The organism is Vibrio sp. THAF190c (assembly GCF_009363355.1).
GTDB classification, from domain to species: Bacteria; Pseudomonadota; Gammaproteobacteria; order Enterobacterales; family Vibrionaceae; genus Vibrio; species Vibrio fortis_A.
In genome coordinates this window covers 2,974,391-2,990,890 of the sequence record NZ_CP045338.1, presented here as the reverse complement: position 1 = coordinate 2,990,890, position 16,500 = coordinate 2,974,391, and the positions used below count along the sequence as shown (strand labels likewise).

Below are 16,500 nucleotides of genomic sequence, written 5' to 3'. Positions count from 1 at the left end.
TGACGCACAGCTCAAGGCCCAAGCTTAATGTTTTGGGCCTGTTTTGCATCTGGAGGGAATAATGATGCTTGTTGTACGCCCAATTAAATTATCTGATTACGATGCGCTACACACCTGTGCGGTCGAGTCAGGACATGGATTTACATCTCTTCCGGTTAACGAAGAACTGTTAACCAATCGAATTACACACTCTGAATACAGCTTTGCTAAAGAAAACGTAACTGAGCCGGGTGACGAAGGTTACCTAATGGTCGGTTTTGACGTTGAAACGGGCGAAGTTGCTGGTACGACGGGCATTGAAGCCTCGATTGGCTGGGATGTGCCTTTTTACTCTTACCACATCAGCAAAGTGGTGCACTCTTCACAACGACTTAAAGTAAATAACGTTGTTAAGCTACTGACTTTCGGTAATAACTACACAGGTTGCAGCGAAATTTGTACGCTGTTCTTACGCCCTGACTTCCGTAAAGGATTAAACGGCCGCTTAATGTCTAAGTGTCGTTTCCTACTTATGGCTGAACACCCAGAGCGCTTCTCTGAGACTATTTTTGCGGAAATGCGCGGTGTATCTGATGATGATGGTAATTCACCATTCTGGCAGTGGCTTCAAGAGCACTTTTTCTCAATCGACTTTACATTGGCGGATTATCTAACGGGTATTGGTAAGAAAGGCTTTATTGCTGATCTGATGCCTAAGCTACCAATTTACATCAACCTGTTGAGTCAAGAAGCACAAGATGTGATTGGTCAAGTACACGAGAAAACACGCCCAGCATTGAAACTGCTTGAGCGTGAAGGCTTTACTAACCGTGGTTATGTCGACATCTTCGATGCAGGCCCTACGGTTGAGTGTGATTTGCGTAATATCGAATCGGTGCGCCATTCAATTCGTGCTCAGGTTGAAATCAGTGAGCATGCAAGCTCCCAAGATTACCTGATTGGTAACACCTCATTTGAAAACTTCCGCGCGGTCGCAGCCAAAGGTGCTTATGACCAAGCTAGCGGTAAAGTAATCCTTGCGCCGAACGTGGCCGAGGCGTTGGAAGTTCAAGAAGGCGATTTTGTTCGTATGTTGGCTCAATAGAGCTCGATGGTTAGTCAAAGAAGGATAGAAGTATGACTCAGTGGATTGCAGGGCAATGGGTAGCCGGTCAAGGCGAAGCGATGACATCAGTTAGCCCATACGACAACCAAGTAGTGTGGAAAGGCGACAGTGCGACACCTGATCAAGTTGAATCAGCGGTAGCTGCGGCGCGCGAAGCGTTCCTAACTTGGAAGAAACTTAGCTTTGCTGAGCGTGAAGCGATTGTGCTTAAGTTTGCGGAAAAAGTGAAAGAGAACAGCGAAGAAATCGCACAAATCATCGCTAAAGAAACGGGTAAACCAATCTGGGAGACTCGCACTGAAGCGGGTGCGATGGCGGGTAAGATTGCTATCTCAATTCGTGCATATCACGACCGTACTGGTGAATCATCACGTGAAGCTGCAGGTAACCAGATCGTTCTGCGTCATCGCCCTCTAGGTGTAATGGCAGTATTTGGACCTTACAACTTTCCGGGTCACCTGCCTAATGGTCATATCGTTCCTGCATTGCTATCGGGCAATACGATTGTATTCAAACCATCGGAGCAGACACCGTGGACAGGTGAGTTCGCGATGAAGCTTTGGCAAGAAGCTGGCCTACCTGCTGGTGTCATTAACCTTGTTCAAGGCGCTAAAGAGACAGGCATTGCTCTAGCGGATGCTAAAGGCCTAGATGGTGTGCTATTTACGGGTAGTGCTAACACGGGACATATACTACACCGTCAGTTTGCCGGTCAACCAGGCAAGATGCTGGCACTAGAAATGGGTGGTAACAACCCTATGGTGATCAGTGAGCACTATGGTGATGTCGATGCTACGGTATACACCATTATCCAATCAGCCTTTATCAGTGCGGGTCAACGTTGTACTTGTGCGCGTCGTCTGTATGTTCCAGTGGGCGAGAAGGGTGATCAGCTGCTCGATAGCCTAGTAGCAGCAACCAAGAAGATTCGTGTAGACCAACCTTTCGCTGAGCCTGCTCCTTTCATGGGGCCACAAATTTCAGAAGCAGCGGCTAAGTTCATTCTAGATGCGCAAGCAAACCTGCAATCTTTAGGCGGTGTAAGCCTAGTTGAAGCGAAAGCTGGTGAAGCTGCATTCGTCACTCCGGGCATCATCGATGCAACTAACATTGCAGAGTTGCCAGACGAAGAGTACTTCGGCCCACTGCTGCAGGTTGTTCGTTATGAGTCACTAGAGCAAGCGGTTGAATTGGCGAACGATACACGTTTTGGTTTGTCTGCAGGTCTTGTATCAACAGACGACTCTGAGTGGGAATACTTCGTTGATCATATCCGTGCAGGTATTGTTAACCGCAATCGTCAGCTAACAGGCGCAAGTGGTGACGCACCATTTGGTGGCCCAGGTGCTTCGGGCAACCTACGCCCGAGTGCTTACTACGCAGCGGACTACTGTGCATACCCAATGGCATCGATGGAAGGCGGTGAAACGCAACTTCCAGCGACCTTTAGCCCGGGTATCGAATTGTAGAAAGCAATCAATCGCCACTAACAACGTAAATCATCAATTGGAGGCAGGGAAGTTTGGCCTCCTTTGGATTACTCGCAAGGCGTCTGACCTTGCGAGATATAACTATAAAATAAGTATGTCACAAGCTGATGGCTGCTGACGCCTCGTCGCAGCCACACTCTTTCTAATCCAACTCTCTAGCTTGCTAGAACCCGACAAGGAGTCACCATGACACCCGATCTACTGTTCAAATCCCTATGGGATGACTACATCGAACGCCTCTGCCCATCTGCTGAGAAGGTACATCAGCTGTTGAAAGAAGAGGAAGACCTTATCAATGATCACATCGCGCTGCGTACGTTTAATGTTGCGCCTTTGGGGATTGATACGCTTGCTAAACCTTTCTTAGCACTTGGTTACAAAGCGTGTGGTGACTACCTGTTTGAAAGTAAGAAACTCGTGGCTAAGCACTTTGAACACCCAGATCCAACGCAACCAAAAGTGTTCATTAGTGAACTGAAAGTGGAAGAGTGTTCTGCAGAGCTACAAGCGATCGTTGCTAAGTTGGTTGCGCAAGTGGATGCAAGCAAGTTAGAAGGGCAAGACTTCCTATATGGCGGTCGTCTTTGGGACTTGGATTTCCAAGATTACAAACAATTGGCGACAGAGAGCGAATACGCGTCTTGGTTGGCCGCGCATGGTTACGGTGCTAACCACTTTACCGTGAGCGTGAACCAGCTAAATGAGTTCACTGAAGTCCAAGCCGTGAATGATCACCTGAGTGAGTCTGGCTTTACGATCAATAGTGTTGGCGGTCAAGTGAAAGGTTCTCCAGAGGTTCTGCTAGAGCAATCATCAACAATGGCGGATAAAGTGAAGGTTGAATTCTCTGAGGGCGCGGAGTTAGTTCCTGGCGGCTTCTATGAGTTTGCTAAGCGCTACCCAATGGCTAATGGCGAGCTTTACACAGGTTTTGTTGCAGCATCGGCCGACAAGATCTTCGAGAGCACCAACGGTTAAAGAAAGATACGAGCACTGGGTTGCCCTAGAGGTGCGATACATTTCTCTTCGAGACAGTTTACAAATAGGACTCTGTGAGTTCTTTTCGCATCTCGCATCTCGCATCTCGCATCTCGCATCTCGCATCTCGTATCTTCTATCGATAAAGAAAAAGCCACCAAATTCGCATTTGGTGGCTTTTGAATTTTTGCTCAGTTAATCGAGATTAACGAGTACCGTAAACAACGATAGTTTTACCGTGAGCAGAAATTAGGTTTTGCTCTTCTAGCATCTTCAAGATACGACCAACAGTCTCACGTGAACAGCCAACAATCTGACCGATCTCTTGACGAGTGATCTTGATTTGCATGCCGTCTGGGTGAGTCATCGCATCAGGTTGTTTCGCTAGGTTTAGTAGCGTTTGTGCGATACGACCAGTAACGTCAAGGAACGCTAAGTCACCAACTTTTTGGCTGGTTACTTGCAGACGGCTAGCCATTTGCGCAGAAAGACGCATCAGGATGTCTGGGTTCACTTGGATAAGTTGACGGAATTTCTTGAAAGAAATCTCTGCAACTTCACAAGGAGATTTTGCACGAACCCATGCAGTACGCTCTTGGTCTTCTTCGAATAGACCAAGTTCGCCGATAAAGTCGCCTTGGTTTAGGTAAGAAAGAATCATTTCCTTACCTTCTTCGTCTTTGATAAGAACTGCCACAGAACCCTTAACGATGTAGTACAGGGTCTCTGCCTTTTCACCAGCGTGAATCAGAGTACTCTTTGAAGGGTACTTATGAATATGACAGTGTGAAAGGAACCACTCTAATGTTGGATCGGTTTGAGGTTTACCTAGAACCATAATATCTCACTTCCTCTGCAGGGTATGCTTGCCGCTTTCCATATTTTAGCTAAGCCTGAATTTGACTTCTTAGGATAAGAGCACTTGTTCTGTGCTGCAAGCTATCTTGTGTTTCGGTTAAGAATAGTATCCTTTTTCAGTCACTATTTCTTGATTTTAATCGTGACCAAGCTACGATTTTTTACGCAAAATTGTGCACATGATCACGGTATGAAAAGTAATCAACCGGAATGCTGTTCCGTTAGCCAATTTTTCCCGTTTCAATGAGCTGCTGTAAGATTGGTCTTACGATGAGCTCCATAGCAAAGCTCATTTTCCCGCCTGGCACAACAAGTGTATTGTGACGAGACATAAATGAGCCATCAATCATAGCGAGTAAGTACGGGAAATCGACGTTTTTGATACCACGCAAACGAATAACTACGAAACTTTCGTCAAGGCTAGGGATGCCCTTTGCATTAAGTGGGTTAGAGGTATCAACGGTCGGTACTCGCTGAAAATTGATATGGGTACGTGAAAACTGTGGGGTAATGTAGTTGAGATAGTCGTCCATTGAACGAACAATAGAGTCCATTACCGCTTCACGTGAATGCCCGCGATCACGTGTATCTCGGACGAATTTTTGAATCCACTCTAGGTTAACGATGGGTACCATGCCAATCAGCAGGTCAACGTGTTGCGATACGTTCACATCACCATCAACAACCCCACCATGTAAACCTTCGTAAAACATCACATCAGAGTTTTCTGGAATCTCTTGCCATGGGGTAAAAGTGCCCGGCATTTGATTGTAAGGCACCGCCTCATCAAAGGTGTGCAGGTAGCGTCTGACTTGCCCAGTCCCCTCGTTACCATACTGACGGAAGAACTCTTCAAGCGCACCAAAGTCGTTGGCTTGCGGGCCAAAGTAACTGATGTGCTTGCCTTGCTCTCGAGCCTTTCGGATCTCGACATCCATTTCTGGACGAGTAAAGCGGTGGAAACTATCGCCTTCAACCCAAGCCGCCTTCACATCCATCATGTTGAACATTTTTCGGAAGGCTTCTGAGGTAGTGGTGGTACCGGCTCCTGAAGAACCCGTAACCGCAATAATTGGATGTTTAGCGGACATGACAACCCTTGTCGTTAGAATAACTTACTTGTTAGCAATCGTTTTCCACTATAACACGGCTATTTTTTTATGGCAGCCTAGAAGCGTTTAGTGAGTTGGATATCGACAGTTTCGTGCAGTTCAGAAAAAACGATGCTCGCTTCCCCAGATTGCAGCTGCTGCTTTACTTGGTCGATTTTTGATTGCAGTGAGATCTCAACATCGCCGTAATCGGTACCTTCTCTGAGCACGAACTCCTTGATGAGGTTTTCTAGAGTTTCAGGGGCGATGTCTTGCCATGGAATGATCATAAATACATCTCTCTTTTATGTTCATGAGTATGTTTAAAGGTTACTAACGTTTGGCTCAGTGTTTGAATACCGAGTTCAATGTGGCGCTATTATGCCGAATCCTGAATACTTTCATAGTAGGCAGGCAGTGCCTCTTCCAACCAAAACTTAGGGTTGAAGGTGCTACCAGTAATGAAGCCAACGTGTCCACCCTTCTGGAACAGTCGGTAATCTATGTTATCCGGCAGAATGAATTTCGGAATCACATCATCGGTCATGAAAGGATCGTCTTTGGCATGAATGATCTGCGTAGGAAGCTTAATGCGATTAAGCTTTGGTAATGCGGAGCATTGCGCGTAGTAATCTTGCGCATTCTTAAAGCCATGCAGAGGCGCCGTGATCAAATCATCGAACTCATACAGCTTCTCGATCTTCTTGATCGTGTCTGCAGTGATGCCTAATTTTTCTGAAAGCAACTTCTCTTTCTTAAGCGCGTTGGATTTAAGTGAGTTCAACAAGTACTTCTTGTAGACCTTAGAGAACCCTTTTTCGATTCGACTCGAGCAACTGGCAAGATCAAATGGTGCTGAAACAATAGTTGCCGCAGACAACAAAGGGTCATCAGCGTATTCAGCCAGATAGTTAGCCAACATGTTACCGCCTAAAGAGATACCGACGGCTACCTTAGGGTTATTAGGGAACTGAGCATGCAGGTTTCTTAAGAAAAAGCGTGCATCTTCTACTTCACCGGAGTGATACGCGCGAGCTAGGCGATTGGGTTTACCGCTGCAGCCACGAAAATGCATCATTACTGATAACCATCCATCTTCGGCAAAAGCGTTCATAAGACCGTTGGCATAGGGGCTTTCAAAGCTGCCCTCAAGGCCATGAAAAAGCACGAAGATTGGTTTACGATCGAGACCTTCGTTGTTTGGGTCTTCGCTCCACGCTAAATCGAGAAAATCATGATCAGGCGTTTCAAGTGTTTGCCAGTGAGGGTGGAACAGCGCCTGCTTACGAATAAACCTAGGGACCAAAGTCTGAAGGTGGGGGTTAGATAGGCCAGTCGCAGCGGTAAAAATTGTCATAGTAGAGGTTCCATCATTCTCTGGGGCTGAGATATCACTCGCGTTTCTCTTTGAGCTTGGTCGATCTTGACGCTGTGTGCAAGTGGTGAGTGATGAGTGTTGACCAAGAATTGACGTAGCTAATGCATTGAAACGTAAGTGACTATAGAGATGTTCAGTTGGTTGCTGTTTGTTCTTGAGGGGATAATGGTTCTGAAAAGAACTCATACAGCGATTCGGCAGAGAGTAAGCGGCAGTACTGCAACACCAGCGGTGTATCTGTGCTTGTTGTCAGGGGAAGGCGATTGATACAGTCAACCAGATCTGACTGTTGCTGTTTTTCGAGTTGAAGTTCGAACTGCAGCGCTTCACGATACAATGAGTCGACCACGTGAGGCTTGAGATGTTTACGCAATTCACGGTAGCTGAGTAGTAGTGATTCCGAGCGACTTAAACATTGCTGTATGTGGTGCCATTCGGTCTCTTCGAAAGCAAGTTGCTGCTCGTCTAACCATTTGAGGAGCAGCAGTAGGTTTACGTTACCATGATATTGGTTCTGCAGAGTCAGGCATGCATCTTTAACGCCGCGAGCACTGTAATAACTAAGGCTAAATTGCCAAAGTCTCTCTAGCGTCAGCGTTGTCGGTGCATGCTCTGAACTCATAAATTTTCCATATCCTGTTCCATCTGCTCAAGCTCTTCTTGAACAGACATCCACTCCATTTCAACCTCTTCAAGTTGAGACTTGCTGGTGGCTTGTAGTGCGAGTACTTGGTTAAGTTTAGCTTTATTTTCGGCTTCATACAGCGAAGTGTCAGACAATTGCTGTTCAGCTTCCTCTAGATCCGCTGTGAACTTATCCATTTGTTTCTCGAACTGGGTCAGTTTTTTGCGCAGCGGAGCCGTTAGTTTTCTGAATTCTGCCTCACGGCGTTTCTGCTCTTTTTTGGCTGCAGCACTGTTGGTGCCATCTTTAGCTGGTGCCTGCGCCTGTGCCTCTTTACGCTCGATTTTTTGCTGGTCAGTGAGCCATTTGTAATAGTCGTTTAGATCACCGTCGAAAGGCGCGACCTGACGGTCATGCACTAGGTATAAATCATCGGTTGTTGCACGCAGCAGGTATCTATCGTGCGATACAATCACCATTGCCCCCTCGAACGTTTGCAACGCCATTGTTAATGCTTGGCGCATGTCTAAGTCTAGGTGGTTGGTTGGTTCATCGAGTAGCAATAGGTTCGGTTTCTGCCAAACCAGCAGAGCCAGTACGAGACGTGCTTTTTCGCCACCAGAGAAAGGGGCGACCTTATCTAGCGCTTTATCTCCTTGGAAACCAAAGCTACCTAGGTAATCACGCAGTTGTTGCTCTGTATGCTTTGGCGCAATCTGCATCATATGTTGCAGTGGCGTCTCTTCCGGGTGCAAGGTTTCTAATTGATGCTGTGCGAAGTAACCAATCTTGACACCTTGCGAGTAGCTCAGCTCACCGGCTTGTTGCTTCAGCTCACCAGAAAGCAGCTTGATCAACGTCGATTTACCCGCACCGTTGCGACCGAGTAGACCAATGCGGCTCCCTGGAACAAGGTTCAAGCGGATCTTCTCGAGGATCAGATTATCGCCGTAGCCTGCTGATACTTCATCCATCATCAAAATAGGGTTTGGCAGTGCGTCAGGCTCTCTAAATTCGAAACTGAATGGGTTATCGAACTGAGCCGGTAATACTTGCTCCATCTTTTCGAGCGCCTTGATACGGCTTTGTGCTTGGCGTGCTTTTGAAGCTTTGTAGCGGAAGCGGTCGATGTAGCTCTGCATGTGCGCCATCTGCTTTTGTTGCTTCTGGTACATTGCTTGTTGCAGCACTAACTTCTGAGCGCGCTGATTCTCGAACGATGAGTAGTTACCCGTGTACTCATTAAGCTTTTGGTTCTCAACGTGAACGATGCGATTGACGATAGGGTCTAGGAAGTCCCTATCGTGCGAAATTAGGATAAGTGTGCCAGGGTAGGTTTGTAGCCAACGTTCTAGCCACATTACGGCATCTAAGTCCAAGTGGTTGGTCGGTTCATCGAGTAGCAGTAGGTCACTGCGACACAATAGAGCCTGCGCTAAGTTCAGACGCATACGCCAACCACCAGAAAACTGAGTCAGGTTCCAACTCATCTGGTCTTGGCTAAAGCCTAAGCCGTCCAGTAGTTCTGCAGCTCTTGCTTTGATACTGTAGCCACCAATGGTTTCTATCTTGCCGTGAATCTCTGCTACCAGTGTACCGTTATCCGCTTGTTCTGCTTTCAGCAGCTGCTCTTCTAAACCACGATATTCACGATCACCGTCAATCACATATTCAATTGCGGTTCTCTCGAGCGCTGGCGTTTCTTGAGCTACCCATGCCAGCTCCCAGTGTGCTGGCTTACTGAATGACCCTGCATCAATCGATAGTTCGTCTTTGATAAGAGCGAACAGTGTGGACTTACCACAACCGTTTTTACCAACTAAACCCACCTTGTCGCCAGGGTGTAGAGTCGCAGATGCTTGGTCAAGCAGAGGTTTACCGCCGCGCAGTAGTTGAATATCCGAGAAAGTAATCATAGAAATCGCAAAGAATTAAGAGGTGAACAGACGCCTGCATAGTAGGCGGAAACCAGATAAAAGTCGATCACAATGCAAATTGGGTTATGATGCCAATAACATATTAATAACTTTTGTTAGAATTTTCTTGGCATTGCCACCGTTTGCCCTGTAAGGAATGTTTCAAAGGAATGAGTGATTTGTTATCTACAAATAACACAGTACCCAAGGTCTTGGTGATTTTTGCTCACCCAGAGCCTCAAACCTCAATTGCTAATCAAGTGATGCTGAAAAAAATAGAGTCGCTCGGTCATGTTAAAATTCATGATCTCTATGCGGCTTATCCGGACTTCTTTATTGATGTTCCGTTTGAGCATGAACTGCTTCTTGAACATGACATCATCGTCTTCCAACACCCTCTGTTTATGTACTCTTGCCCTGCGTTACTCAAAGAGTGGTTTGATCGCGTACTAGGTAAAGGTTTTGCGTTTGGTGATCAAAGTGCATTGAAAGGTAAGTACTGGCGCAGTGTGATCACGACAGGTGGTAAAGAGGAGGCATTTGGTGCTTCGGGCTATAATAAATATCCACTACAAGAGATCTTGCAACCCTTTGAGCTGACGGCAGCCCTGTGTCAAATGCACTGGCTAGAGCCTCTGGTTCTGCACTGGGCTCGAAATGTATCAGACATGACCCGTTATCAACACGCCGAGTCGTACCGAAATTGGTTGAGAGAACCATTGCAACTTCTTGAACAGCAGCACAGGGAGGCGCAGTAATGGCATTAACCAATGAATTCCTCCAAAGCAGTGTGATTTTCCTATCGGCTGCCGTCGTCGCGGTGCCGATTGCTCAGCGTGCTGGACTAGGCTCTGTACTTGGTTACCTCTTGGCGGGCGTGGCGATTGGCCCTTGGGGACTAGGGTTAATCAGCGACGTTGAAGCGATTCTCCATTTCTCCGAATTCGGGGTGGTGCTGCTGCTCTTTCTCATTGGTCTCGAACTTAATCCCAAAAAACTCTGGACCATGCGGGGGCCCATATTAGGCCTCGGTGGCGCTCAGGTGGTTATTACAACGCTACTGATCACAGGGGTAGCGTGTCTCTTTGGTTTGAGTTGGCAGACCAGTTTGGTTATCGGTATGGGGCTGGCACTCTCATCAACCGCGATTGCGCTGCGCGTTATTGAAGAGCGTGAGCTGAGCGGCAAGGAGGCCGGGCAGTCAGGCTTTGCAGTATTGCTGTTCCAAGATATTGCGGTGATCCCAATGCTGGCGCTGCTACCATTGCTCGCGGGTAATACCGGTGGTAGTTGGGCAGACATGTTGTGGATGCTGGCTGGTGTCGTCGGTTTGTTGGTCGGTGGTCACTTCCTACTTCGTCCGTTGTTTCGCTACGTAGTATTGAGCGGTGTTCGTGAACTGTTTACCGTTGCAGCGCTACTGCTGGTAATTGGTATTGCGGTGATCATGCAGCAGATTGGATTGTCGATGGCACTTGGTACTTTCTTAGCGGGCGTTCTACTGGCTGAGAGTGAATACCGCCACGAGCTAGAGATTGCGATTGAACCGTTTAAAGGGCTGCTCTTAGGTCTGTTCTTTATCTCTGTGGGCATGGCGGTAAACCTAGGTCTGCTTGCTGAAAGTCCGTTTGCAATCTTGATGGCGGTGTCTGCACTGGTTGTGATGAAAGGTCTTGTGCTTTATGCACTGGCTCGTATTTTTGGCACCCAAGCGAAGGCGCGTAGCCGTATGGCGATGATCTTAAGCCAAGGTGGTGAGTTTGCTTTCGTTATCTTCACGGCAGCGAGCGCTCAAGGCATCTTGAGTATGGAGCAAGTCTCTTTCCTATTAGTTGTTGTGAGCCTATCGATGGTCACCACGCCACTGATGCTTAAATTGCAAGATAAGTTCTTTGCACGTCAGTTGAATCAAATCAGTGAGAATGCGATGTCTTCTGACGTAGTGGATCGTAGCCCACGCGTGATCATTGCTGGCTTTGGTCGCTTCGGTCAGATCATTGGGCGCTTGATGTATGCCAATAAGATTCGTATCACTATTCTTGAGAGCGACGCGAGCCAAATCCATATTTTGCGTAAGTTTGGTTATAAAGTGTTTTACGGCGACTCGACGCATCTAGAACTCTTGCGTGCCGCGGGCGCCGACAAAGCCGAAGCTATTATTCTTTGTACTGACTCACCAGATGAGATCATGAAAACGGTCGATCTGTGTCGTCAGCACTTCCCACGCCTAAAAATCTTGGCGCGTGCTCGAAGCCGTGTTGAAGCTTACCAACTATTGAACCATGGTGTGACCAACTACTCTCGTGAAACCTTCTTAGGGGCGTTAGACTTGGGTAGACAAGCCCTGACCGAACTCGGCATGCACCCATACAAAGCGAAACGTGCTGAGGCGCATTTCCGCAAACTTGATAATGCGATGCTAAAAGACCTGCTTCCTCAGCACAGTGAAGACGCTGAATTAGCACAAAGGGCCAAAGAGGCTCGCAAAGAGTTGGAAGAGATTTTCGGGCATGAGATGGAAAATGATCATCAATCTCGAAACTACTGGCAGTAAGCTACTGCCGATAAAATTATAAGATAACAGCCATGGTTAAATGGCACGCATCCAAGTTGTAAAGGATAGATAACGTGAAACAGAAAAAACGCTTTATTGCTGGCGCTAGCTGCCCAAGCTGCAACTCTCAAGATACTCTGCGCTGGTGGGTAGAGAACAATATTGAGCTGGTTGAGTGTGTTGATTGTGACTTTACAGAGCAACGTAAACCGAAAACTGTAGAGAAATCTGAACACGCTAATCAAGAAATGATCGGTATTTTTAAGCCGGAATGATTGAGTTTCGTTAATTGATCCCCATAATATCCCGGTACAGAATTTTTCCTAAGCTCAATTGTTGGAGCTTAGTCCAAACCTCCTTGGAGCTCTCATGAAAATTGAAAAGAACGTAGTAGTTAGTGTTGCATATCAAGTGAAACTTGAAGATGGCGTAGTAGTTGACCAATCAACTGCAGAAGCTCCACTAGATTACCTTCACGGTCATAACAACCTAATCACAGGTCTTGAAAAAGAGCTTGAAGGTAAAGTTGCAGGCGACAAATTCTCTGCAACAGTTGCACCTGAAGAAGCATACGGCGAGCACAACGATGCACTTGTTCAACGTGTACCAGCAGACGTATTCCAAGGTGTTGAGCAGATCGAAGTTGGTATGCGTTTCCTAGCTGACACAGACCAAGGCCCAATCCCAGTAGAAGTGACTGAAGTTGACGGCGACGAAGTTGTTGTAGACGGCAACCACATGCTAGCTGGCCAAACTCTAACGTTCGACGTTGAAGTTGTAGCGGTTCGTGAAGCGACTGAAGAAGAGATTCAACACGGTCACATTCACCAAGCAGGTCACGACCATGAAGGCGGCTGCTGTGGTGGCGAAGGTCACGACCACGGTGAAGAGAAAAAAGAAGGCTGCTGCGGTGGCGGTGGCTGTGGTTCTCACTAATTAGTGAACCCAAGCTGAATATAGAAAGCCTCCCTCGTGGAGGCTTTTTTGTATCTACTGTATGGGCGTTGTCGATGCGGGTTTACGTCGTTACTTTTGAGACAGACTCTTCGATCTGGCTGACCTAAATTATTCGCCTTTACCAGACACAGCTTGATGAATATGGTATTGGTAAGCAAAAGACCAAGACAGGCAAATGGAGAGCATCTATGTCACACCCTTTTTCTATCGCGATACATGGTGGCGCTGGGACGATTTTACGAGAGCAGATGAGTGATGAGCTCAAAGCTGGCATCGTTGAAGCCTTAGAAAAGTCCGTATTGGCAGGGCATCAAATTCTAAAATCGGGTGGTGATGCGCTAGATGCGGTTGTGGCCGCTGTTAAAGTGATGGAGGACAGCCCACACTTCAATGCGGGTAAAGGCTCGGTTTTGACTCATGATGAATTCGTCGAGATGGATGCATCAGTGATGCATGGTAAAGAGATGGATGCGGGTGCCATTGCTGGTGTTCGCCATATTAAAAACCCGATCGAATTAGCTCGTGATGTGATGTTGAAAAGCGATCACGTATTGCTGATTGGTGAAGGGGCAGAGAAGTTTGCCTTTGAACATGACTATACCTTTACTGAGCAAGATTACTTCTTCACCGAGCGTCGTTACGATCAGCTGCAGTCGATGAAAGAGAAAGGTATCTTCGCACTGTCTGAGGCCAAATATGATGAACAGCAAGCCAACAAATACCCAGATGATAAAAAGTACGGCACGGTAGGTGCTGTCGCATTAGATCAAGCGGGTAATCTCGCTGCAGCGACCAGTACCGGTGGCGTAACGAACAAGAAGTACGGTCGTGTTGGCGATTCACCCATCATAGGTGCTGGTACCATTGCTGAGAATGGCAATGTTGCTGTTTCTACCACAGGAATGGGGGAGTTCTTTTTGCGTAAGATGGTTGCCAGTGATGTGGCGGCGCGTATGCGTTACTTGAAAGAAGACGTGCATACAGCTTGTGAACATATCATTCAGGGTGAATTGAAAGAGATGGGCGGAGAAGGTGGCTTAATCGCCATTGATAGCCAAGGTGAGATTCACTTCGGCATGAACAGCTCAGGTATGTATCGTGCGAGTGTTGATGTCGATGGTGCCGTAGAAGTGAAAATCTACGCCGATGATTAAACTGACTTATCGGCAGGGTTGAGTATTAACTGATTTGTATAAAACAAAAAGGGTGACTTATGGTCACCCTTTTTGCATTCACAGAAACTCTCACTGCCGACATCTGAATATCAGTAGTGTGGCGGTGGCGTCTCTTCTGATGCGTCAGCCAGATTTGAGCCGTCGATATTCTTAACTTTACCGACAACATATTTCATTTGGTCTTGCATCTTAGTGATCAGCAATTGTTGTTGGCTCAGTGCCTCATTGAGTTCTTCAATGGTCTGCTCTTGGAAAGCCAGCTGACACTCAAGGTCATTCACTCGGCTCTCTAGTTGTTCAACTAGCTTCTCTGTCATCGTTCTTAATCCACGTTCCAAGCTTGGGCAATGCCCGCTGATGTTCCCGATATTACACGGCTCTGATTATCAAAGGCTGCATCATACACTACCGCACGAGGAGGGCGAGCATCTTTTAACGGCTCCGCTTCGTAGCGAGCGATGCGCTTGCCGGTCTGCGTATCCCAAATACTAACCTGGCTTGATGGTGTACCTGTGACGAGTTGCTGACCATCATCAGAGAAGCGAGCGGTTGAGAAGATCAGTTGGCGCGACCAGCTTTGTAGCTCCGCTTGTGGCTCACCCGTTTCAAGATCCCAAACTATGGCTTGGTTTCCACCATCGGAGGTAAAAGCCAGTTCACCATCCCGCTGGAGTACGACTCGCACAACGCGTTGTTCGTGCTCGAAGGTACGTAAAACCAGCCCTGTTTCTGTATCCCAAAGGTAGGCTTTGTAGTCGTTGCCACCTGAAAGCGCATAGCGGCCATTGGACGAGAGCGACACTGAATTGACTTTTTCTCGGTGAGCAAGGAACTCTAAGCGGCGACCAGTGACTAAGTCCACGTAGATGGCTTTACCGTTTGATAACCCGAGTAGGACTTTCTCGCCGTTACTGGAGATGTCGACATCGCGGATCAATCCGTCAGAGATCGACCAAAGCCCTTCGGCTTGCGTCCAAGTTAGGTCCCAAACGGCAAAGTTCATCTGACTGGCTGTTACCGCATAGCGACCATTGTCAGAGATTTTGATTCGTGTAACAGGAGAGCTTTCTTGGTCTTGTTCTCCAAGTTGGGCGAGTTCTTGATTCTCTGCAAGATCCCACAGCAGCAAGTGTTTCTGCTGGGAGTAGAGCAGGGCAAAACGACCGTCTCTGCTTAACGCAAAGCTGGTGGCACCGCTGGGTTCGATATCCCAACGTTGATCATCCTCTTGGAAGAAAAAACATCCATTTAACAGAGTGATGACAATTGCATATAGTAATGAGTGAAAAAATATTCGCATCACGTCTAACAATCCGGTTTGTGTCAGAAGACATAGAACTAGTATATTGTTATAACTAACGTATTCACACCAATCTAATCATTAGATTTGTGCACAATAACCAATGGCTTGGCCATTAATTGGAGTATTCAATGAAATCAGTTTTAAAAGTATCACTGCTTGCCGCGACGGTTATGCTAGCAGTTGGTTGTCAGAAAGAAGAACCAAAGGCAGAAGCTCCTCAAGTCGAAGAAGTGAAAGTTGAAGCAGTAAACTTTAAAACAGAAGACGACAAAGCGGCTTACGCAATCGGTGTTTCATTTGCAAACTACCTAAGCACAAGCATTGATAAGCCAAGCGAACTGGGCATCAACCTAGACAAAGAGATGGTACTGAAAGGTATCGAAGATGTATTCGCAGGTAACACTGCACTAAACGAAGACGAGACGCGCGCGGCACTAGAAGCTCTTGATCAGCGTGTAGCAGAAACAATGCAAGCTCAAGCTGCAGAGAAATCAGCAGCAACTAAGAAAGCGGGTGAAGACTACCGTGCTGAGTTTGAGAAAACAGAAGGCGTTCAAAAAACTGACTCTGGCCTACTATACCAAGTAATGACAGCAGCGGAAGGTGAGTCTCCAAAAGACACTGACACTGTACAAGTACATTACAAAGGCACACTAACTGACGGTACTCAGTTTGATAGCTCTTACGATCGTGGCGAACCAGCAACATTCCCACTAAACCGCGTAATCCCGGGTTGGACGGAAGGCGTACAGCTAATGCAAGTGGGCTCTAAGTACAAGTTCGTTATCCCGCCAGAGCTAGCTTACGGTGAGCAAGACACACCAACAATTCCAGCAAACTCAACGCTTGTATTTGAAGTTGAGCTACTGAAGATTGATAATGCAGAAGAAACAGCTGCACAATAATCGTTTCACGAAGTGTTCTAAGGCCTAACTCAGTTAGGCCTTTTTTTATGCTGTCATTTTGAGTAATTGGTTTTTTAACTTGTTCTAAATCACTAGTTGCAATGTTAGCTAGGTGTGCAATTAAAAATTTCTGATAAACTTACATAAATTTGTTGATTTTTCACA

The 16,500-nt window shown here is 46.9% G+C and carries 17 protein-coding genes; 9 read left to right on the top strand and 8 right to left on the bottom strand.

What is annotated here, in order from left to right; genetic code table 11:
* The first annotated feature begins 64 nt into the window (after positions 1–64).
* The 3 genes from astA to FIV04_RS13570 all read left to right on the top strand — a co-directional run bounded on the left by astA (position 65) and on the right by FIV04_RS13570 (position 3,573).
* Entirely contained in the window at positions 65–1,084 is a 1,020-nt protein-coding gene (astA, locus tag FIV04_RS13580) for an arginine N-succinyltransferase (protein WP_152469571.1), read from the top strand.
* A gap of 32 nt (positions 1,085–1,116) precedes the next feature.
* Positions 1,117–2,574 carry a succinylglutamate-semialdehyde dehydrogenase gene (gene astD / locus FIV04_RS13575; protein ID WP_152469374.1) on the top strand — a complete coding sequence of 486 codons (1,458 nt, stop codon included), beginning with the start codon at positions 1,117–1,119 and terminating at the stop codon, positions 2,572–2,574.
* Positions 2,575–2,781: 207 nt separating this feature from the next.
* Positions 2,782–3,573 carry a DUF1338 domain-containing protein gene (locus FIV04_RS13570; protein WP_150869374.1) on the top strand — a complete coding sequence of 264 codons (792 nt, stop codon included), beginning with the start codon at positions 2,782–2,784 and terminating at the stop codon, positions 3,571–3,573.
* A 205-nt stretch (positions 3,574–3,778) separates the two neighbouring features.
* Here the strand turns inward: FIV04_RS13570 and crp are convergent, their stop codons facing one another.
* The 6 genes from crp to FIV04_RS13540 all read right to left on the bottom strand — a co-directional run bounded on the left by crp (position 3,779) and on the right by FIV04_RS13540 (position 9,441).
* A complete protein-coding gene (gene crp / locus FIV04_RS13565; RefSeq protein ID WP_004410522.1) occupies positions 3,779–4,411 on the bottom strand; it encodes a cAMP-activated global transcriptional regulator CRP in 633 nt (210 codons plus the stop codon).
* A gap of 241 nt (positions 4,412–4,652) precedes the next feature.
* Positions 4,653–5,522, bottom strand: coding sequence for a phosphoribulokinase (locus FIV04_RS13560; protein WP_032550028.1), 870 nt, complete (start codon positions 5,520–5,522; stop codon positions 4,653–4,655).
* 77 nt (positions 5,523–5,599) lie between these two features.
* Entirely contained in the window at positions 5,600–5,812 is a 213-nt protein-coding gene (locus tag FIV04_RS13555) for a YheU family protein (RefSeq protein ID WP_032550029.1), read from the bottom strand.
* Between the two features lie 89 nt (positions 5,813–5,901).
* On the bottom strand, positions 5,902–6,879 hold the full coding sequence (locus tag FIV04_RS13550; protein WP_152469373.1) for a hydrolase: 978 nt from the start codon (positions 6,877–6,879) through the stop codon (positions 5,902–5,904).
* Positions 6,880–7,033: 154 nt separating this feature from the next.
* Positions 7,034–7,522 carry a TIGR02444 family protein gene (locus FIV04_RS13545; protein WP_152469372.1) on the bottom strand — a complete coding sequence of 163 codons (489 nt, stop codon included), beginning with the start codon at positions 7,520–7,522 and terminating at the stop codon, positions 7,034–7,036.
* Positions 7,519–9,441 (bottom strand): ABC transporter ATP-binding protein, encoded by a 1,923-nt coding sequence (locus FIV04_RS13540; protein ID WP_032550032.1) that lies wholly within the window; start codon positions 9,439–9,441, stop codon positions 7,519–7,521. Before FIV04_RS13540 ends, FIV04_RS13545 begins: the two co-directional genes overlap by 4 nt.
* A 170-nt stretch (positions 9,442–9,611) precedes the next feature.
* On the opposite strand from FIV04_RS13540, the gene kefG reads away from it, so the two are divergent.
* The 5 genes from kefG (at position 9,612) to FIV04_RS13515 (ending at position 14,106) form a co-directional block, all read left to right on the top strand.
* Entirely contained in the window at positions 9,612–10,199 is a 588-nt protein-coding gene (gene kefG, locus FIV04_RS13535; protein ID WP_150869371.1) for a glutathione-regulated potassium-efflux system ancillary protein KefG, read from the top strand.
* Positions 10,199–11,995, top strand: coding sequence for a glutathione-regulated potassium-efflux system protein KefB (kefB, locus tag FIV04_RS13530; protein ID WP_150869370.1), 1,797 nt, complete (start codon positions 10,199–10,201; stop codon positions 11,993–11,995). Before kefG ends, kefB begins: the two co-directional genes overlap by 1 nt.
* A gap of 74 nt (positions 11,996–12,069) precedes the next feature.
* Positions 12,070–12,270, top strand: a complete 201-nt coding sequence (locus FIV04_RS13525) for a YheV family putative zinc ribbon protein (protein ID WP_032550037.1) — start codon at positions 12,070–12,072, stop codon at positions 12,268–12,270.
* Positions 12,271–12,364: 94 nt separating this feature from the next.
* A complete protein-coding gene (slyD, locus tag FIV04_RS13520; RefSeq protein ID WP_032550038.1) occupies positions 12,365–12,931 on the top strand; it encodes a peptidylprolyl isomerase in 567 nt (188 codons plus the stop codon).
* 209 nt (positions 12,932–13,140) lie between these two features.
* Entirely contained in the window at positions 13,141–14,106 is a 966-nt protein-coding gene (locus FIV04_RS13515) for an isoaspartyl peptidase/L-asparaginase family protein (RefSeq protein WP_152469371.1), read from the top strand.
* Positions 14,107–14,216: 110 nt separating this feature from the next.
* Here FIV04_RS13515 and FIV04_RS13510 read toward each other — a convergent pair whose 3' ends face one another.
* Both FIV04_RS13510 and FIV04_RS13505 read right to left on the bottom strand, forming a co-directional pair.
* Positions 14,217–14,444 carry a SlyX family protein gene (locus FIV04_RS13510; RefSeq protein ID WP_032550040.1) on the bottom strand — a complete coding sequence of 76 codons (228 nt, stop codon included), beginning with the start codon at positions 14,442–14,444 and terminating at the stop codon, positions 14,217–14,219.
* Positions 14,445–14,449: 5 nt separating this feature from the next.
* Positions 14,450–15,427, bottom strand: coding sequence for a WD40 repeat domain-containing protein (locus FIV04_RS13505; protein WP_152469370.1), 978 nt, complete (start codon positions 15,425–15,427; stop codon positions 14,450–14,452).
* Positions 15,428–15,558: 131 nt separating this feature from the next.
* On the opposite strand from FIV04_RS13505, the gene fkpA reads away from it, so the two are divergent.
* Positions 15,559–16,335, top strand: a complete 777-nt coding sequence (fkpA, locus tag FIV04_RS13500; protein ID WP_150869368.1) for an FKBP-type peptidyl-prolyl cis-trans isomerase — start codon at positions 15,559–15,561, stop codon at positions 16,333–16,335.
* Positions 16,336–16,500: the final 165 nt, after the last annotated feature.